Annotated in this window: 16 protein-coding genes and 4 tRNA genes; 6 read left to right on the forward strand and 14 right to left on the reverse strand. The window is 60.2% G+C overall.

The window, feature by feature from the left end; all coding sequences use genetic code 11:
* Positions 1 to 14 precede the first annotated feature (14 nt).
* Positions 15 to 254: a hypothetical protein gene (locus tag ACL2XQ_RS24490; RefSeq protein ID WP_410013149.1), complete on the reverse strand. Its 240-nt coding sequence runs from the start codon at positions 252 to 254 to the stop codon at positions 15 to 17.
* Positions 255 to 606: 352 nt separating this feature from the next.
* Here ACL2XQ_RS24490 and kdpF point away from each other — a divergent pair, with 352 nt between their 5' ends.
* From kdpF to ACL2XQ_RS24520, 6 genes are read left to right on the forward strand one after another with little or no spacing between them, the layout of a single operon-like run.
* Positions 607 to 690, forward strand: coding sequence for a K(+)-transporting ATPase subunit F (gene kdpF, locus ACL2XQ_RS24495; RefSeq protein WP_410016701.1), 84 nt, complete (start codon positions 607 to 609; stop codon positions 688 to 690).
* Positions 690 to 2,375 carry a potassium-transporting ATPase subunit KdpA gene (gene kdpA / locus ACL2XQ_RS24500; RefSeq protein ID WP_413721614.1) on the forward strand — a complete coding sequence of 562 codons (1,686 nt, stop codon included), beginning with the start codon at positions 690 to 692 and terminating at the stop codon, positions 2,373 to 2,375. The genes kdpF and kdpA overlap by 1 nt, the downstream gene beginning before the upstream one ends.
* Before the next feature lie 18 nt (positions 2,376 to 2,393).
* Positions 2,394 to 4,442 (forward strand): potassium-transporting ATPase subunit KdpB, encoded by a 2,049-nt coding sequence (kdpB, locus tag ACL2XQ_RS24505; RefSeq protein ID WP_410013147.1) that lies wholly within the window; start codon positions 2,394 to 2,396, stop codon positions 4,440 to 4,442.
* A gap of 11 nt (positions 4,443 to 4,453) precedes the next feature.
* Entirely contained in the window at positions 4,454 to 5,029 is a 576-nt protein-coding gene (gene kdpC / locus ACL2XQ_RS24510) for a potassium-transporting ATPase subunit KdpC (protein WP_413721615.1), read from the forward strand.
* 8 nt (positions 5,030 to 5,037) lie between these two features.
* The gene (gene kdpD, locus ACL2XQ_RS24515) at positions 5,038 to 7,728 is read left to right on the forward strand and encodes a two-component system sensor histidine kinase KdpD (protein ID WP_410013145.1); all 2,691 of its coding nucleotides are present in this window, start codon (positions 5,038 to 5,040) and stop codon (positions 7,726 to 7,728) included.
* Positions 7,729 to 7,756: 28 nt separating this feature from the next.
* Positions 7,757 to 8,680 carry a nucleoside hydrolase gene (locus tag ACL2XQ_RS24520; protein WP_410013144.1) on the forward strand — a complete coding sequence of 308 codons (924 nt, stop codon included), beginning with the start codon at positions 7,757 to 7,759 and terminating at the stop codon, positions 8,678 to 8,680.
* Between the two features lie 16 nt (positions 8,681 to 8,696).
* Here the strand turns inward: ACL2XQ_RS24520 and ACL2XQ_RS24525 are convergent, their stop codons facing one another.
* From ACL2XQ_RS24525 to wecB, 13 genes are all read right to left on the reverse strand, one after another.
* Positions 8,697 to 9,530 (reverse strand): YdcF family protein, encoded by an 834-nt coding sequence (locus ACL2XQ_RS24525; RefSeq protein WP_413739792.1) that lies wholly within the window; start codon positions 9,528 to 9,530, stop codon positions 8,697 to 8,699.
* Between the two features lie 136 nt (positions 9,531 to 9,666).
* A tRNA-Pro gene (locus ACL2XQ_RS24530) sits at positions 9,667 to 9,743 on the reverse strand.
* Between the two features lie 35 nt (positions 9,744 to 9,778).
* Positions 9,779 to 9,865: transfer RNA gene (locus tag ACL2XQ_RS24535), tRNA-Leu, on the reverse strand.
* A 14-nt stretch (positions 9,866 to 9,879) separates the two neighbouring features.
* Positions 9,880 to 9,955 (reverse strand) — tRNA-His (locus ACL2XQ_RS24540).
* Positions 9,956 to 10,018: 63 nt separating this feature from the next.
* A tRNA-Arg gene (locus tag ACL2XQ_RS24545) sits at positions 10,019 to 10,095 on the reverse strand.
* A gap of 183 nt (positions 10,096 to 10,278) precedes the next feature.
* The gene (gene wecG / locus ACL2XQ_RS24550; RefSeq protein ID WP_413739793.1) at positions 10,279 to 11,019 is read right to left on the reverse strand and encodes a lipopolysaccharide N-acetylmannosaminouronosyltransferase; all 741 of its coding nucleotides are present in this window, start codon (positions 11,017 to 11,019) and stop codon (positions 10,279 to 10,281) included.
* 27 nt (positions 11,020 to 11,046) lie between these two features.
* Positions 11,047 to 12,393 (reverse strand): ECA oligosaccharide polymerase, encoded by a 1,347-nt coding sequence (gene wzyE / locus ACL2XQ_RS24555; protein WP_413721619.1) that lies wholly within the window; start codon positions 12,391 to 12,393, stop codon positions 11,047 to 11,049.
* Entirely contained in the window at positions 12,390 to 13,472 is a 1,083-nt protein-coding gene (locus ACL2XQ_RS24560) for a TDP-N-acetylfucosamine:lipid II N-acetylfucosaminyltransferase (protein ID WP_413731691.1), read from the reverse strand. The genes wzyE and ACL2XQ_RS24560 overlap by 4 nt, the downstream gene beginning before the upstream one ends.
* Positions 13,469 to 14,719, reverse strand: coding sequence for a lipid III flippase WzxE (gene wzxE, locus ACL2XQ_RS24565; protein ID WP_413731689.1), 1,251 nt, complete (start codon positions 14,717 to 14,719; stop codon positions 13,469 to 13,471). The genes ACL2XQ_RS24560 and wzxE overlap by 4 nt, the downstream gene beginning before the upstream one ends.
* A gap of 1 nt (position 14,720) precedes the next feature.
* Positions 14,721 to 15,851, reverse strand: a complete 1,131-nt coding sequence (gene rffA, locus ACL2XQ_RS24570) for a dTDP-4-amino-4,6-dideoxygalactose transaminase (RefSeq protein ID WP_410013138.1) — start codon at positions 15,849 to 15,851, stop codon at positions 14,721 to 14,723.
* Positions 15,852 to 15,855: 4 nt separating this feature from the next.
* Positions 15,856 to 16,620, reverse strand: a complete 765-nt coding sequence (gene rffC, locus ACL2XQ_RS24575) for a dTDP-4-amino-4,6-dideoxy-D-galactose acyltransferase (protein WP_413739794.1) — start codon at positions 16,618 to 16,620, stop codon at positions 15,856 to 15,858.
* A 42-nt stretch (positions 16,621 to 16,662) separates the two neighbouring features.
* Entirely contained in the window at positions 16,663 to 17,925 is a 1,263-nt protein-coding gene (wecC, locus tag ACL2XQ_RS24580; RefSeq protein ID WP_413739795.1) for a UDP-N-acetyl-D-mannosamine dehydrogenase, read from the reverse strand.
* Complete coding sequence (wecB, locus tag ACL2XQ_RS24585; protein ID WP_410013135.1) at positions 17,922 to 19,052, reverse strand: non-hydrolyzing UDP-N-acetylglucosamine 2-epimerase; 1,131 nt, start codon at positions 19,050 to 19,052, stop codon at positions 17,922 to 17,924. The genes wecC and wecB overlap by 4 nt, the downstream gene beginning before the upstream one ends.
* Positions 19,053 to 19,154: the final 102 nt, after the last annotated feature.

Genomic DNA, 19,154 nt, shown 5'->3' on the forward strand with positions numbered 1-19,154 from the left:
GCCACCATGCCGGCTCAACGCACTGGCCGGCAGCCACCCGGGCTGACCGGCGGCGGGTTCATTTTCGCCAGGATGTCCGGATGGGCGACTAAATAGTTTTCCACGATATGTTCAATCTCCGCCTGTTGTTGCGGCGAAAAATCGCCGCTCGCCGGCCTCTGCGCCGGCGCGGGCACCGGCGACACCGCCCATAGCAGACCGGATGCCAGCAGGCAGGCTAAAAACAACAGTATATTAACGACGATATATTTCATTTTCTTGTCGACCTCTTACCGCTGCCGGACATATTCTCAATACGTTATAGACGCGCTGTCGAATATCGTTAACCAGGCAAATATCTATTGAGCTGGTTATTCGTCTTGCCTTACGCGTTCCTGATAAAGCCAATATAACCAAGCAACTATAAAACCTGTATAAAAATAAAGGGCCGGGCTATAAATTTTTTATATACATTTCTGGAATTAAACCATCTCCAAAGCCTGCCGCGGCATTTGCGCTATTTTTATAAAATTTTTACACCCGGCAGGAGTAATTTTACATTAACTTTTCAGACAAAAATTTACACTCGCAGCACCTGAGAATTTCCTCTGGAGGTGCACTGTGGGTATGGCTTTGATAACCGGTATCGTGCTGGTGTTTTTACTGTTGGGCTATTTGGTTTATGCCCTGATTAACGCGGAGGAATTCTGATGGCTTCCAGCGCGTTTTTGTTGATTTTCAGCTACATGGCCGTGCTGCTGATCCTGGCGCGCCCTTTGGGGCTAGGGCTGAGCAGATTCATTAACGATCGGCCCGCGCCCGGTTTCGCCGGCATCGAGCGCCGGTTATGGCGATTGTGCGGCGTGTATAAACAGGACATGAACTGGCGCGGCTACCTGTTGGCCATTTTATTGTTCAATGTGCTCGGCATTATCCTATTGCTGGCGATGTTAATGCTCCAGGATCGCCTGCCGTTAAACCCGCAGCATTTGCCGGCCCTCTCCTGGCATCTGGCGCTGAATACCGCCATCAGCTTCGTCACTAATACCAACTGGCAGTCCTACGCCGGCGAAAGCACCATGAGCTATTTTAGCCAGATGGTGGGTTTAACCGTGCAGAACTTTCTGTCGGCGGCCACCGGCATCGCCGTGGCGTTTGCGCTGATCAGGGGGTTTGCCAGCCGGTCGGTGGCCACGCTCGGCAACGCCTGGCGCGATATGGCGCGCATCACGCTTTATATCCTGCTGCCGCTGGCGCTGCTGATCGCCCTGATCAGCATCAGCCAGGGCACCCTGCAAAATTTCAGTGATTATCTCAGCCTGACGACGCTTGAGGGCGCCAAGCAAACGTTGCCGATGGGGCCGGTAGCGTCGCAGGAAGCGATAAAAATGCTCGGCACCAACGGCGGCGGCTTCTTTAACGTTAACTCCGCCCATCCGTTTGAAAACCCGAATTACATCACTAATTTTATCCAGATGATTGCCATCTTCCTCATTCCGGCGGCGCTGTGCTTTGCCTTCGGCAATGTCGTGCGCGACCATCGCCAGGGCCATGCCTTGCTCTGGGCCATGTCGCTGATGTTTATCGCCGCGGTAGCGGTGGTGATGTGGGCGGAGCTGAACGGCAACCCGCACTTCCTGCAATTCGGGGCGGACAGCGCCATCAACATGGAAGGCAAGGAAAGCCGTTTCGGCATCCTTAATTCCAGCCTGTTCGCGGTGATCACGACATCGGCCTCCTGCGGGGCGGTTAACGCCATGCACGATTCCTTTACCGCGCTCGGCGGCATGATGCCGATGTGGCTGATGCAAATCGGCGAGGTGATATTCGGCGGCGTCGGCTCGGGCCTGTACGGCATGCTGCTGTTTGTGCTGCTGGCGGTGTTTATCGCCGGGTTGATGATCGGCCGTACTCCGGAATACCTGGGTAAAAAGATCGAAGTGTGGGAAATGAAAATGACCGCCATCGCCATCCTTATTACCCCCGCCCTGTCGCTGCTGGGCACCGCGCTGGCCATGATGACCGAAGCCGGGCGCGCCGGCATGTTCAATCCCGGCGCGCACGGCTTTAGCGAGGTGCTCTACGCCGTGTCCTCCGCCGCGAATAACAACGGCAGCGCCTTCGCCGGCCTGAGCGCCAACACCCCGTTCTGGAACCTGCTGCTGGCGGTCGCCATGCTGCTGGGCCGTTTCGCGGTGATTGTGCCGGTGATGGCGATTGCCGGCTCGCTGGCGATCAAGAAGGTGCAGCCGGTCGGCAGCGGCACGTTGCCCACCCACGGCCCGCTGTTTATTTCCCTGGTCATCGGCTCGGTGCTGTTGGTCGGCGCGCTTAACTTTATCCCCGCGCTGGCGCTTGGCCCGGTGGCGGAACATTTGCAACTGCTTGGTCATTAATCGCGGGAGTTTGAAGCCATGAGTCGTAATCAAAAAGCGCTGTTTGACGGAGCGCTGATGCGCGTCGCTCTTGCGGATGCGTTTAAAAAGCTGGATCCGCGCGTGCAGTTTCGCAATCCGGTGATGTTTGTCGTGTACCTGGGCAGTATCCTGACGCTGCTGCTGGCGGCAGGCATGGCGGCGGGACTGACCGCAGGGAATGTCGGTTTTACCGCCCATGTTTCGCTCTGGCTGTGGTTTACCGTGTTGTTCGCCAATTTTGCCGAGGCGCTGGCGGAAGGGCGCAGCAAGGCCCAGGCGGAAAGCCTGAAAGGCGTGAAAAAAACCAGCTGGGCGAAAAAGCTCGCCGAGCCGCGTTACGGCGCCGCCACCAGCAAAGTGGCCGCCGACGCGTTGCGCAAGGGTGATGTGGTGTTGGCCGAGGCCGGGGATATTATCCCCTGCGACGGCGAAGTGATTGAAGGGGGCGCGTCCGTGGATGAAAGCGCCATTACCGGTGAATCCGCGCCGGTAATCCGCGAGTCCGGCGGCGACTTCGCCTCGGTGACCGGCGGGACGCGCATTCTGTCCGACTGGCTGGTGATAACATGCAGCGCCAATCCCGGCGAAACTTTCCTGGATCGCATGATTGCCATGGTAGAGGGGGCCAAGCGGCGTAAAACCCCCAATGAAATCGCCCTGACCATCCTGCTGGTGGCGCTGACCATTGTGTTCCTGCTGGCGACGGCGACGCTGTATCCGTTCTCGGCCTGGGGCGGCGCGCCGGTGAGCATCACGGTGCTGGTGGCCCTGCTGGTCTGCCTGATCCCCACCACCATCGGCGGCCTGCTGTCGGCCATCGGCGTGGCCGGGATGAGCCGGATGCTGGCGGCCAACGTTATCGCCACCAGTGGGCGCGCGGTGGAGGCGGCCGGCGATATCGATGTCCTGCTGCTGGATAAAACCGGCACCATTACGCTTGGCAACCGTCAGGCCACCCGCTTTATGCCCGCCCCCGGCGTCAGCGAAGAAGCGCTGGCGGACGCGGCCCAGCTGGCGTCGCTTGCCGATGAAACGCCGGAAGGCCGCAGTATCGTGGTGCTCGCCAAGCAGAAATTTAATCTGCGCGAACGCAATTTACAGAGCCTTGACGCCACCTTTATCCCGTTCTCGGCCCAGACGCGCATGAGCGGCGTCAATATCCAGCAGCGCATGATCCGTAAAGGGGCGGTGGATTCCATTCGCCGCCATATCGAAAGCAACGGCGGCCGTTTTCCCGCCGGGGTCAGCAGCCTGGTGGAAGAGGTGGCGCGCAGCGGCGGCACGCCGCTGGTGGTGGCGGAAGATGCGCGCGTTCTGGGAGTTGTGGCCCTGAAGGACATTGTTAAGGGCGGCATAAAAGAACGTTTTGCCGAACTGCGCAAGATGGGCATCAAGACCGTGATGGTGACCGGCGATAATCCGCTGACCGCCGCCGCCATCGCGGCCGAGGCCGGGGTGGATGATTTCCTCTCCGAAGCGACGCCCGAGGCCAAGCTGGCCTTGATTCGCCAATACCAGGCCGAGGGACGGCTGGTGGCCATGACCGGCGACGGCACCAACGATGCGCCGGCGCTGGCGCAGGCGGATGTGGCGGTGGCGATGAATTCCGGTACCCAGGCGGCAAAAGAGGCGGGCAATATGGTCGACCTGGACTCCAACCCCACCAAGCTGCTGGAAGTGGTGCATATCGGCAAGCAAATGCTGATGACGCGCGGGTCGCTGACCACGTTCAGTATCGCCAACGACGTCGCCAAATATTTTGCCATCATCCCGGCCGCGTTTGCGGTGACCTACCCGCAATTGAATATGCTGAACGTAATGCATCTGCACTCGCCCGGCTCCGCCATTTTGTCGGCGGTGATATTTAACGCCCTGGTGATCGTCTTCCTGATCCCGCTGGCGCTGAATGGGGTAAGTTACCGTCCCATGGGCGCCGCCGCCCTGCTGCGCCGCAACCTGTGGATCTACGGCATGGGCGGGCTGCTGATACCTTTTGCCGGCATCAAGCTGATTGATTTGATTTTGACCGTTTTAGGTCTGGGCTAAGAGGAACCATCATGAGCCAATTACGACCCGCCTTGATTTTACTGGTGCTGCTGACACTTATCACCGGCGTTGTTTATCCTTTATTGACCACCCAGTTGGCGCAGTGGTGGTTTCCCGCGCAGGCCAATGGCTCATTGCTGGAGGCCGGCGGCGAAACGCGGGGTTCCGCGCTTATCGGGCAGAATTTTACCCGGCCCGAGTATTTCCAGGGCCGTCCGTCGGCCACCGGCGATACGCCCAATAACCCCCTGGCCTCGTCGGGCAGCAATCTGGCCGCGAGCAATCCGGCGCTGGACGAAGCGGTAAAACAACGCGTGGCGGCGCTGCGCGCGGCCAACCCGCAGGCCGGCGGCCCCATCCCGGTGGATCTGGTGACGGCATCGGGCAGCGGCCTGGATCCGCATATTTCGCCGCAGGCAGCCCTTTGGCAGGTGCCTCGGGTCGCGGCAGCGCGTAGACTGGCCCAGGAACAGGTGCGCCAATTGGTTGAACAACAGACGTCGCGGCCGTTGCTCGCTTTTCTCGGCGAACCGACGGTAAACGTACTGGAACTTAACGTAGCGCTGGATAAACTTCCCCAGTCTTAAGGACCGCCATGAGCGACGATGAACCCCAGCGTCCCGACCCGGACGCGTTATTGCTGCAGGCGGCCAATAAGCAACGCGGCAAACTGAAAATCTATTTCGGCGCCTGCGCCGGCGTGGGAAAAACCTGGTCGATGCTTACGGAAGCCCGTCGCCTGCGGGCGCAGGGGCTCGATGTGCTGGTGGGGGTGGTGGAAACGCACGGCCGCGCTGAAACCGAGGCCTTGCTGGACGGGCTGACCGTGCTGCCCCGGCGCCCCACCGGCCGGCACCGGCATCAGGAGTTTGATCTGGACGCCGCGCTGGCCCGGCGTCCGGCGGTGATCCTGATGGACGAGCTGGCGCATACCAACGCGCGCGGCTCGCGCCATCCCAAGCGCTGGCAGGATGTCGACGAGCTGCTGGATGCCGGCATCGACGTGCTGACCACCATCAATGTCCAGCATCTGGAAAGCCTGAACGACGTGGTGAGCGGCGTCACCGGCATCCGGGTACGGGAAACCGTGCCGGACCCGTTTTTCGATTCGGCGGATGAAGTGGTGCTGGTGGATCTGCCCCCCGACGATCTGCGCCAGCGATTAAAAGAGGGCAAGGTGTATATCGGCGATCGCGCCGAACGGGCCATAGAAAATTTTTTCCGCAAAGGCAACCTATTCGCCCTGCGCGAACTGGCCTTGCGCCGCACCGCCGATCGGGTGGACGACCAGATGCGGGTCTGGCGCGACGCCAGCGGCGGCGAGGACAAGGTGTGGCATACGCGCGACGCCATCTTGCTGTGCATCGGCAATAACACCGGCAGCGAAAAGCTGGTGCGCACGGCGGCCAGGCTGGCGGCCAAGCTCGGCAGCGTCTGGCATGCCGTCTACGTGGAAACCCCCTCGCTGCACCGCCTGGCCGAGTCGCGCCGGCGCGGCATCCTGCGCACCCTGCAGCTGGCCCAGGAATTGGGCGCGGAAACGGCCACCCTATCCGATCCCAGCGAGGTCAACGCGGTGCTGCGCTACGCCCGCGAGCACAACCTGGGAAAAATCATCACCGGCCGCCGCCCGGCCAAACCCTGGCGCAGGGACAGCTTTGCCGACCGGCTGGGCCGCCTTGGGCCCGACCTGGACCTGATCATCGTGGCGCTGGATGAACCGCCGGCCGATCCTCCCGGCAGGCTGGCGGACAGCCGATCTTTTACCGATAAATGGCGGGTGCAGCTGCGCGGCTGCCTGGCGGCGGCGGCGCTCTGCGCCCTGATTACCGTCGGCGGCCACTGGCTGCTGCCCGGCGTAGATCCCACCAATATGGTGATGATCTATCTGCTCGGCGTGGTCATCGTGGCCCTGCGCTACGGCCGCTGGCCGTCGGTAGTGGCGACCGTGCTGAACATCGTTATTTTCGACATGGTGTTTATCGCGCCTACCGGCACCATGGCGGTATCGGATGTGCAATACCTGTTCACCTTCGGCGTGATGCTGACCGTCGGCATCATTATCGGCAACCTGACGTCGGGGGTACGTTACCAGGCGCGCGTGGCGCGTTATCGGGAACAGCGCGTGCGCCATCTTTATGAAATTTCCAAGGCGCTGAGCGGCGCGCGCGGCATGGACGAGATTGCCCAAACCTGCCAGCGCGTCATCGACAGTACGTTACAGGCGCGCAGCGAGCTGCTGCTGGCGCAGGAAAATGGCGAGCTGAAGGCCATTGGCGCCGCCGGCAACCTGACGACCCTGCCCGACGCCGCCATTTCCCGCTGGAGTTTTGATAAAGGGCAGCCGGCCGGCGCCGGTACCGATACGCTGCCAGGCGTGCCCTATCAGATACTGCCGCTGAAAACCACCGGCAAAACACTCGGGCTGCTGGTGATTGAACCCGCCAACCTGCGCCATCTGCTGATCCCCGAACAGCAGCGTATGCTGGAAACTTTTACGGTACTTATCGCCGGCGCGCTGGAACGCATGGCGCTGACCCGCAGCGAAGAACACGCGCGCCTGGCCGCCGAGCGCGAGGAGCTGCGCAATGCCCTATTGTCGGCCCTATCCCACGATCTGCGCACCCCGCTGACGGTGCTGTTCGGCCAGTCGGAAATTTTGACCCTTGACCTGGCGGCGGAAGGGTCGAAATACGCGCCGCAGGCCAGCCAGATCCGGCAACAAACCCTGAGCACCATCCGGCTGGTCAACAATATGCTGGATATGGCGCGCATCCAGTCTGGAGGACTTAACCTGCGCGCCGAATGGGTGGCGCTGGAGGAGGTGATCGGCAGCACGCTGAAAATCATGAAACCGCTGCTGGCCCAGCGTCAGGTCAGGCTGGAGTTGCCCGACCATCTGGTATTGATCAAAGCCGACGGCGCGCTCTTGGAGCGGGTGTTCACCAACCTGTTGGAGAATGCGTTAAAGTATGCCGGCGATAACGCGCAACTGGGCATCCGGGCCTATGAACAACGTCATCGGCTGGAAATCGAGGTGTGGGACAACGGGCCGGGCATCCCGGTGGGGCAGGAACAAAAGATTTTTGAAAAATTCGCCCGCGGCAATAAGGAATCGGCCGTGCCCGGCGTTGGACTGGGGCTGGCCATCTGCAAGGCGATTATAGAAATGCATGAAGGGCAGATTCGCGCCGGCAACCGGCCGGAAGGCGGCGCCTGTTTTTACATCTCCCTGCCGGTAGCCCAGGCCCCTTCGCTACCCGAAGATGCGGAAGAGACACAGTAAAACACCTTTTCATAGGACGGAGTCGTTTATGCGTAAAATTATTATCGATACCGATATTGGCGTGGATGACGCTTTTGCGCTTGCCTACGCCGCCCGCCATATGGAAATCCTGGGTGTCTGCGCGGTATTTGGCAATGTTACCCGGGATCAGGCGGTTAAAAATGCCCGGCTATTCTGCGCCAAAATGGCGATCCGCGCCGACATTTATCGCGGCTGTTCGCGTCCGCTGGCTCTTGACCCCACGCCTGTTAGCGGCAAGATACACGGCAAAGACGGATTGGGTGACGCGTTTGACAATCCCTATGACGCCTCGGCGCAAGATGGCATCCGCTTTATTATCGACAGCGTAAAGGCCAATCCCGGCGAAATTACCCTGGTGGCCATCGGGCCGCTGACCAATATCGCCACCGCCATCAACCTGGCGCCGGAGATTGTTCCCCTGGTGAGGGAAGTGGTTATCATGGGCGGCGCCTTCGGCACCCACGGCCATGCCGGCAACGTGACGCCCCACTGCGAATTTAATATCTGGAAAGATCCCCACGCTGCGGATCAGGTTCTCTCCTCCGCCCTGCCGGTGGTGATGCTGCCGCTGGACGTTACCCATGAAGTATTAATTACCGGAGAGGAAATTCGCGCAACCGGGCAGCCGGTATTGACCGCCATTTCCCGCGGCTACCTGGACTACAGCTTGCAAAGCGAGGGGTTCGAGGGCATGGCGCTGCATGATACCCTGACCCTATCCTATTTGATCAATCCCGACTGGTTCAGGGTGTCGACCTCGCCGGTAAGGGTAGTGACCGAAGGCCTGTCGCGCGGCCAGACCTTGCGCCGTACCACCGCGCTCGCCACGCGCTTTGATCCTTTTGCCGGCTGCGGATTGCAAAAAATCTGCCTGGGCGTGGAGGCCGCGCCGCTAAAAGCGCATTTCCTGCAATCCTTGACCTTAATATAGCGGCTATTGTCGTGGCTTATCCATTGAGCGTTGGAATCTCAATACGATCGCGCCATTCACCCGGGATCCCCTGGTTATGCATCAGATATTCCCAGGCGTCTTCAATCTCGTTCGGAATATCCACATGGCAGATATAATCTTTCCCTTTCGGGCCATAGCCTTGTTTATCATCCCGCAGACGGGGAATTTCGCCCAGTAACAAGGATATAAACCGGTTTACCGGCCAGAGGCCATCGCTATCATGGGTAAAGCCGGTCCCGTTTATGTCACTCACCAGTTGCGGGACACAGGTCGGCCAGTTAATAAAATGCGGACTTTGGGCAGAATCAACCCAGCAGCGGCGAAAGGTGGCGTCGGTCCGGCGCTGCAGCAAGGGATCCTGAATAAGAATAATATCTTGCGGCGTACATCCCCGTTCTTCCAGCAGGGCGCGCGTAAAGCCGGCATTTTCGCCGGAATTGCGCGACGCGGTTTCCATAACGACCTGTTTTCCAGGTAATTCCCAGAATCGGCAGGCAATCTCATGCAATATGGCGGCTTCAGGCCGGGCGGCGGTTTCAATGGCCTGATAACGGGGATGTTGGGCCACCGCCGCGATGAGAAACGAGGTGGAATGGCCGATGCCGCCGGAGATAACCAGGGGAATATGGCGGGCCCGCGCCAGTGCGCACGCGCCGTCAATGGTGGCTAATACTGCATTTCCCGCCAGGATGATGGCATCGGCGCTTAAATGGTCCTGCCGGGCGGAAAAATCGTCAACCGCCAGCCAGGACGCTATCAAGTTGAGCTTGGAGACAATATCGGCTGGAAGCGGCGGCAGCTCAGAGGCGGCAAAAATGTCGGCGTGCATAATTTTAGTTCCCCTTTTGCTTTCATTTTACCAGCGGGTATATGACAGACAACAAAAAACGGCAGGTCATGATGACCTGCCGCTCTTCTTTTTTCTGGCCCTGCCCGCCACCGCATGGGCAACACCATCGGGAATGTGGTCGGCGAGAGAGGATTCGAACCTCCGACCCACTGGTCCCAAACCAGTTGCGCTACCAAGCTGCGCTACTCGCCGTACTGCAACATCTTAAAAAGGGTACTTAAAGGTTGTGGTGCGAAGAGAGGGACTTGAACCCTCACGTCCGTTAAGACACTAACACCTGAAGCTAGCGCGTCTACCAATTCCGCCACCTTCGCATGGCCACTAATGTTGGGGTGACTGATGGGGCTCGAACCCACGACAACTGGAATCACAATCCAGGGCTCTACCAACTGAGCTACAATCACCATTACTGATACTGCTTACCGCAACGTGAAGATACTGCTGACACGGCACTTGCGCACTAAATATGGTGCGCCCGACAGGATTCGAACCTGAGACCTCTGCCTCCGGAGGGCAGCGCTCTATCCAGCTGAGCTACGGGCGCTTAGCGCCGTTGCGGGTGGGGATAGTACGGAATCGCGGCCTGACTGTCTAGTGCTTTTTACTACTTTTGCCGGGTTTAATGACCCTTTGCTCATTTCCTGCCCGCTTAGGTCGTTTTCCCCGCCGTCAAAACGCCATGAGCCCTTCTTTTCGGGTACTTACCCCCCGGCGGGGGGCCGCGCGCCTACAAACGTCCGCTGATATAATAGCCGATAAAGCGTAACAGTTTCAGTTGGCGCCGGAAACGGCTGGGCTGGCTGAACAGGCGGTATAGCCACTCCAGGCCCATGCTTTGCCAGAGGAGGGGCGCGCGCTTTACATGGCCGGTAAAAACATCGTAGGTGCCGCCCACGCCCATATAGAGCGCGTCGGGATAGCTGGCGCGGCAATCGCGCATCAACTTTTCCTGCCTGGGCGAGCCCATCGCCACGGTAACGATAGCGGCGCCGCTGGCCCGGACCCGGGCGAACAGCGATTCCTGCCCGGCCGGGGCAAAAAAGCCGTCCTGCGTCCCGACGATGTTAACGTTCCATTTCGCGCGCAGGCGCTCGGCCGTCTGCCCGAGCACATCCGGCCGGCCGCCGATAAGAAAAACCGCCGTGCCCTCCTTGCCCGCCCGCGCCATAATACCCTCCCACAGATCGGCGCCCGCGATGCGCGCCACCTCGGCGGCGGGATATTTGCGGCGAATCGACCGCACGATGCTGATGCCGTCGGCGTACTTGTATTGCGCCTCCGCCAGCAGTTGGGCAAGCGCGGCATCCCGCTCCGAGGTCAGCACCTTTTCCGCGTTGACGGCCACCAGGGTGCCGGTCTTGACCCGTCCGCCGGCAAACAGGTAATCGACGCACTGCCGCTGATCGCGAAAACCCCAGATAACCAAACCGCGAATACGGTACAGGGCGATTCCGTCCTGAATTTCCATTTATTATCCTTACAAAGGCTGACGCGCTTACGATGATGCCTCTGTCGCCCCACGCGCGCGCCTGGGACGGATCAGCCCCGCGCGGTTAAGCAGCCAAAAGAGTAATTTTGCCAGCAGCAGGCACATGCCGAATACCAGGGCGAAAAACACCACCCGCGACGTAAAGGCATCCAATCCCTCGCGGGCCAGTACTATCATATTAAACACGGCGCCAAAACAAAATGCCTGCAGCACCGCCGAACGATAACGGTCCGACGCCGCCTTGCCCCGTTCATACAGGGTATCGAATCCTTTCAGGATAAGCCCCACCAGGATGGCGCCTAAGGGAATAAACACCACGCCGCCCATGACCAGCAGCGAACCGATAAGCGTGGGCGAAATCGCCAGGCCGGAATGATTGTCCAAAACCTCCCAGGTAAAATAATTGGCGGTATTGAGCACCAGGCTGGGGCGGTCCGGCCATAACCAGCCAGGGATAAAGACATAAAAGTCGCGAATCACAGGCGCCAGGCCCTGGAAGGCTATCTTAGGGTAGTTTTGCAGTAACAGCGCCAGATTTTCCCAGGGGGAGAAGGTGTCGCGCGTCAGATACAAAAACGTATAAAACCCCTCGTCGCCGCTGACGTTCAGGCCGTAGCGCTTTAACGCCAGCCAGAACATGGCGGCCACGGCCACCAGACCGGACGCGCCCAGCATCCACAGGCTTATCCAGTTGCGCTGGATGCCGATAAACAAAAACAAGGCGAAGGCGATAATGATATTGGCCCGGGTCCCGCCGACCACCATATAGGTGAAAATACCGAAGGCCACGGTGCTGCACAAAAATAATAGCCAATTGCGCCGGGTGGGGTTAAGGAAATAAATAATTAACATTGCCGGGATAAAAAAATAGAAAAAGCGCTTCAGCGCCACCCCGGTAACATCGCGGGAAAATATCTGGCTGTAGGACTGCAGGCGGAATAATAAAAACCCGTTATGCATAAAGAATATCGCCACCGTGCCGACGGCGGTCAGCGCCAGCAGGATCCAGGTCAAATGCGTTTCCACCCGGTTCAGGGACAATACCGGCCCGGCGGCGGACCGGGAAGAAGAAAACCAGCGGGTTTTATAACTGACATAATAAATCCCGTAAAAAGCGGTGGCGGCCAGCAGCGCTTCCAGCAGGTTTTCCACCGGCGCCACCTGGACATTAAAGCGAAACGCGAGAATGCAGGTCAGCGGAAAACCCAGATAGAAGGTCAATAAATAAAGCAGTGAAAAAAAGACGTTGAAATTAAAGCGTATCCGGCGAAATTCCCGATAGGTCAGGGTCAGCACCAGCAGCACCGAGAGCACATAGACCACCAGCAATCCGCCGAACTGGCCAAGGGTCATGAGCTTGTCCCCGCGGCGACGGCCAGCGCCCGGCGCCATCCCTGCAGATAATTGGGATAAAAAAAGGCGATACGGCTTTTATCCACGCCGGCCAGTTGCCGTTGCGCCGCGCGCACCACCGATCGGTCGAGCCTGTCGCCGTGAAAAAGCACCGGCACCTGTTCCGCGGCCAAATCCTGCCAAAACGGGTTGCGCCGACTCAGGACAAACGGCACGCCGAACTGGATCAGCAGGCAGAGCGTGCCGATGCCCTGCTGGCGGTTAAACAGGAAATACCCCACATCGCACTGGCGCAACAGCGTCAGGTAAGCGTCAAACGCCACCGGGCGCGTCAGCAGCTCCAGCCGGTCCGCCGGAAACAGTTTCTCCCCTTGCGCCCGCACCCGGGCGATATAGGCCTCGTTATTGGCCGGATACCCCAGCGGCACAATCACCCGCACGTCGGCGCCGAACTGGCGGTGAATCGCTTCCAGCGCCTCCAGGTGGCGATTGGCGGCATCGCCGGAGTTTCCCACCAGCACAGTGAGGGTTTTACCCACCGGCGGCGGCCGGTCAAAACCCAGCGCCGGGTCCATGCGGGTGGGAAAATACAGCGGCGCCGCCGGCACCTGGGGATAGCGCGGGCGATAGACCGACAAATCGCCGAGAGTGGCGAACACATGGCCGACCCGCCCCTGGGCGCGGCGGCGCAACAAATAAAACAAACGGTGTTTTACGCTCTGGGATTCTTCATAGAGATCGGCGCCCCAGATATGCCAGCTGACCCGGGCGGCGGGCAAGGTCCCCAGCAGCAGGGCCAGCCAGAGCCGCGGGTTGAACTGCCCGTGCAGGAAGAAACGCCTCGCCGGTTCGGCGGCGGCTAAACGCACCACCGCCCGCGCCAGCGCCCGTTTATCCGCGTAGGTAGCGATAATAAGCCGCGTAAAGGGCGCGAACGGTGCGCTGTCGGCGGCGGCCACCATAAAATGATGGGGTTGTCCCTCGGGGAGATCGCCCGCCAGCCGATCGTTGAAAAAACGCAGCACCGTCAGGTTATGATGCGGGATATCCGCGCCAAGCACATGGGTTAATGGGATCATTTTTCCCTGCAATAAAGAAGAAATACGCCGCTACAAAGTAAAAAATACACTATATAGGTTGCCATATAAGCCTGCGTCGCGCCAAGCGCGCCATGCAGGGGAATCAGCCAGTGCGAAAAACCGGTCAACAACGCGAACTGGCTGATTTCCGTCAGCAGGTAAAAACGCAGCGAGGCCCGGGCTATGACCAGATAACCGAATACGTAAGCGCCCACTTTCAATACGTCGCCTACCAGCTGCCAGGCGAACAGGTCGCGCATCGCCTCGAACTCGGCGGAAAACAGCAGGCGGATAGCCACATCCCTTAACAGCCACAAGACCAGGCTAACCACCGCCACCGCGGGCATCACAAACAGCAGCGACCGCCCGATTTCCCGGGCGACGGCGCGCTTATCGCTTAAACGCGACAGGGTCGGCAGCAGGTAAACGGTAAACGAGGCGGTAATAAACTGCAGATAAGCGTCGGAGATACTGCTGACCCCCTGCCAGATACCCACCTCTTCCCAGCTATAGCGCTGGGCCAGGAGATTACGCATCAGAATATAGGCCAGCGGCAGGGTGAACGATGTCATCAGCGCCATCAGGGTAAATTTGCCCAATTGGCCGGCAAGCTGCCTATCCCATGACGGACGCAAATCGCCCGGGCTAATCCGCCGCCGCCGGGCCACCACCAGGGCCGCGGGCAGCAGCGTCACGGCCGGCACCAGCGCCAGTCCGGCCAGCGCCCCGGGGTAACCGCCCAGCCTATAGCAGAGGAAAAAAGCGCCCGCGCCCAGCACGCTGCCGCAGCTGACGGCCAGGGCGTTGCCGGCGGCGTCGCGAAAACCTTTCAGAATAGCCAGCATCAGGTTGGCATAGGCGATACCCAACTGGATAAAGGCCACCGCACGCACCACGCCGGCATAGTCGCCATGGCCGAACAGCCCGCGGCTGATGGATTCGGCGGCCGTTAAAAAAATCACCGCCAGCAGCGTGGAAAACCCCAGCACCATGGCCGACCCGGTGCCCAGCACGGCGCGCAATTGTTGCGGCTGGTGCTGGTACTGCGCCACATATTTGGTGATGCCGTTAAAAATACCCGCGCCGGACAGCACGCCGAGCACGGTCACCAGTTGCCGGAAGTTGCCCGCCTGGCCGACGCCGGACGGCCCGAAAGACACCGCCAGCAGTTTGACCACCAGCAGGCCGACGCCAATCTTGACAAGCGTCGAACCGGCAGTCCATAACGAGGCGCGGGCCAGCGACATATCAGGCGAAATACCGGTTAATCGCGCCGATGACCTGGGATTGATGCTCGTCGGTTAAGTTGTAGAACAACGGCAGCCGCACCAGGCGCTGGCTCTCCAGGGTGGTATAACGATCCTCGCCGCTGAAACGGCCGAATCGCAGCCCGGCCGGGCTGTCGTGCAGCGGAATATAATGGAATACCGTCAGGATATCCGCCGTTTTCATATGCGCGATAAACGCCGAGCGATCGGCGATATCCCGCAGCTTAATATAAAACATATGGGCATTTTGCCGGCAGCCTTCCGGCACCGTCGGCAGTTCGATACGCCCCCGTTCCGCCAGCGGGAGCAGCGCGTCGCGATAGCGGTTCCACAGTTCCAGGCGGCGGCGGTTAATGATATCGGCGGCATCCAGTTGCCCCCAGAGATAGGCGGCCTGCAAATCGGCCATCAGGTAGCTGGAGCCGATATCGCGCCAGGTGTATTTATCCGCCTGGCCGCGAAAGAACTGGCTGCGATTGGTGCCTTTTTCACGCACGATCTCGGCCCGGTCAACCAGGGTGGCGTCGTTGATGAGCGTGGCGCCGCCCTCGCCGCCGGCGGTGTAGTTTTTGGTTTCATGGAAACTGAAACAGCCGATATGTCCCAGGGTACCGAGCGGTTTCCCGCGATAAGCGGACATCACGCCCTGGGCGGCATCCTCGATGACCGCCAGGCGGTATTTCGCCGCCAGCGCCATGATGGCGTCCATTTCGCAGGCGATGCCGGCATAATGCACCGGCACGATAGCGCGGGTTTTCGCGGTGATGGCCGCCTCGATAAGCGTTTCATCCATGTTCATGGTGTCGGGTCGGATATCGACGAACACAATGGTCGCGCCGCGCAGGACAAACGCGTTGGCGGTGGAGACAAAGGTATAGCTGGGCATGATCACTTCATCGCCCGGCCGGATATTCAACAATATGGCCGCCATCTCAAGCGACGCGGTGCAGGAAGGCGTCAGGAGTGCCTTGGGGCTGCCAAAACGCTGCTCCAGCCACCGCTGGCAACGCTTGGTAAAATCGCCGTCGCCGCACAGCTTGCCGCTGCCCATCGCCGTGCGGATAAAGTCGATTTCAGTGCCCACCACCGGTGGGGAATTAAACGGGATCATGTTGTCACCTGTATAACCAGTAGGCGGTGCTGTCAACGTTGGCACCGCATGCGATGTAGAGTCGTAGCGCGGCGATATTGCCGGCCTGGGTGGCGACACGCAGGCGCGATATCCCCTGCAGGCGGCACCATGCCAGCGCGCCGGCGCATAGGATGCGGCCGATGCCCCGGCCGGTAAGCGCCGGGTCCACCGCCAGCAGGCCGATACGCGCCTCATCCGTGCCGAGTCGCCGGAGCGTCACCATGCCTTCGACGGCCCCGGGCCGGCCCTTGACCAGGCAGAGATCGTCAAAAGCGCCCAGGATGGCATTTTGTGCCCAAACGGCATAGAAACGACGGCAGTCCGCGCCGCGGTACCAGGGTTCGCGAAACCGGCTTAGCCTGAACGCCGCCGACGCCAGCAGGCCGACGGCCGCCATGTCGTCGCGGCCGGCCATGCGCAGCGCGCCGCTGCGCCCGCTTTGGGCGCGGTTTCGCGCCGCGCCGGTGGTCGCGCCGTTAATGACATCCTGGGCATCACCGCCGCCGTCCCGTTTCGGCACCCGCAGGCAGCAATCAATTTCGCCTTCTACCAGCCGGAAGCCCAGCACAGCCAGCGCATCCGCCAGCGCCAGGCTGTCGGCCGCCACCTTGGCCTGTACCAACTGGAACGCATCCAGGGCGGAAAGGGTCAGCGGCGCGGCGGCGGGATCAAAATTGAGTTTGCCGCTGGTTAAGGTGAAAAAATCACTTTCCCACTCCAGCGGTTCGATAGTGGCATGCACGGACATAGGGTCCACCCGATGGCTAGCGGCCGAAGCCGGGGTTGCAGCTTAGCGCCAGACACCTTTGGTATCGATAATCCAGCGTTGCGTAATATCGGCCGGGGGGCGCGCCCTGAATTGACGGTGATCCACCAGCATTACCAGTATATCCGCGCTATGCAGCGCGCTGTCCAGCCCCGCCAGGGTGGCGAGACCCGCGAGCGACGCGGGCAGTTGCGTCACGTTCGGCTCCACCGCCAGGGTCTTGCCCACATGCCATTGGGCTATCAGCCGGGTAATGGCGACCGCGGGGCTTTCGCGCAGATCGTCGATATCCGGCTTAAACGCCAGGCCGAAGCAGGCGATGGTCAGCTCATGGGCGCGTTTGCCGCTGTGCGCCAGGCAATCAGCCACCGCCGCCTTGACCCGGTCCACCACCCAGAGCGGCTTGCCGTCGTTGACCAGGCGGGCGGTATGGATAAGGCGGGCCTGGCCTGGATTCTGCGCGACGATAAACCAGGGGTCGACCGCGATGCAATGCCCGCCGACGCCGGGACCCGGCTGCAGGATATTGACCCGCGGATGGCGGTTGGCCAGGCGGATCAGTTCCCAGACATTAATATCCTGATCGGCGCAAATCAGCGACAGCTCATTGGCGAAGGCGATATTGACATCCCGAAAGCTGTTTTCGGTCAGCTTGCACATCTCGGCGGTACGGGAGTTAGTGACCACACACTCACCTTGCAGAAAAATCCGGTAGAGCTCGCTGGCGCGCGCCGAACAGCGCGCGGTCATGCCGCCGATCACCCGATCGTTTTTTATCAGCTCGGCCATGATTTTGCCGGGCAGCACGCGCTCGGGGCAGTAGGCGATATTGATATCCGCCTCCTCGCCCGCCGTCTGCGGAAAACGCAGGTCGGGGCGCGCCTCGGCCAGCCATCGCGCCATCTGCTCGGTGGTGCCCACCGGCGAGGTGGACTCCAGGATAACCAGATCCCCGGCTTTAAGGACCGGAGCCAGCGAAAGCGCCGCCGCGCGCACATAGTTAAGGTCGGGTTCATGCCCGTCCATAAACGGTGTCGGCACCGCAATCAGAAACGCGTCGGCCGCCACCGGCCGGGTTACCGCCGTAAGATGTCCCTCTTCGACGGCGCGTTGCACCACGTCGGCCAGGTCCGGCTCGACAATGTGAATTTCGCCGCGGTTAATGGTCTCCACCGCACGCTGGTTCACGTCCACACCCACCACTTTTTTGCCGCGCGAAGCAAAGGCGGCGGCGGTGGGCAGGCCAATATAGCCCAGGCCGATAACGGAGATCTGGTCAAAACTCATACTGTCACCTGATTATTCTTTAACGCGTCGATAATTCGCTGGCAGGCCTGCCCATCCCCATAGGGATTATGCGCCCGGCTCATGGCCAGATATTCATCGGCGTCGGTCAATAAACGGGAGACCGCCGCCTGGATGGTTTTGGGATCGGTACCCACCAATCTCACGGTGCCCGCCGCCACCGCTTCCGGGCGCTCGGTGGCGTCGCGCATCACCAGCACCGGTTTACCGAGGGACGGCGCCTCCTCCTGGATGCCGCCGGAATCCGTCAGGATCATATAGGCCCGGTCCATCAGGTAAACAAACGGCAGGTAGTCCTGCGGATCGATAAGTTTAATATTGGGGATACCGCTTAAAATGCGGTTAACCGGCTCGCCGACATTGGGATTGAGATGGACCGGGTAGACCACCTGCACCTCGGGATGATGGCGGGCAATATGCGCCAGCGCGCTGCAAATGCGCTCGAAGCCGTCGCCGAAGCTTTCGCGCCGGTGGCCGGTGACCAGGATCATCTTTTTCTGCGGGTCGAGAAAATCGTAGCGCGTCTCAAGCCCGGCGCGCAACCCGGCGTCATTTAAAATGCTATCGCGAACCCAAAACAGCGCATCGATAACCGTATTGCCGGTAACGAATATCCGTTCCCCCGCCAGCCCTTCGCGCAGCAGGTTTTGCCGCGCGTTCTCGGTGGGCGAAAAGTGATACATCGCCAGATGGCCGGTTAATTTACGGTTGGCTTCCTCCGGCCAGGGCGAATAAAGATTGCCGGTGCGCAATCCGGCCTCCACGTGGCCGACCGGGATTTGCTGGTAAAATGCCGCCAGGCTGGCGGCCAGTGTCGTGGTGGTGTCGCCGTGTACCAGTACCACATCCGGACGAAATGACGCCAGCACCGGTTTCATGCCGGTGAGGATACGACTGGTGATTTCCGTCAGGCCCTGATCCGGACGCATGATATCTAAATCATAATCAGGTACGATTTCAAACAAACGTAACACCTGATCGAGCATTTCCCGGTGTTGGGCCGTGACGCAAATCCTGGATTCAAAGGCCGGGTCCTTGGCCAGGGCCAGGATAAGCGGCGCCATTTTTATGGCTTCCGGCCTTGTGCCGAAGACTGTCAACACTTTCACAGCAAATTCCTTTCCGTCTCAAATAAGCCTTACGCGTGGCTTCTCTATTCTGCCGCGTAGTGGCGGCGCACCCATTCGGATTAATGGCAGTCCCGGGGCTTT

The organism is Sodalis sp. RH14 (assembly GCF_047324285.1).
Classification (GTDB): Bacteria; Pseudomonadota; Gammaproteobacteria; order Enterobacterales; family Enterobacteriaceae; genus Acerihabitans.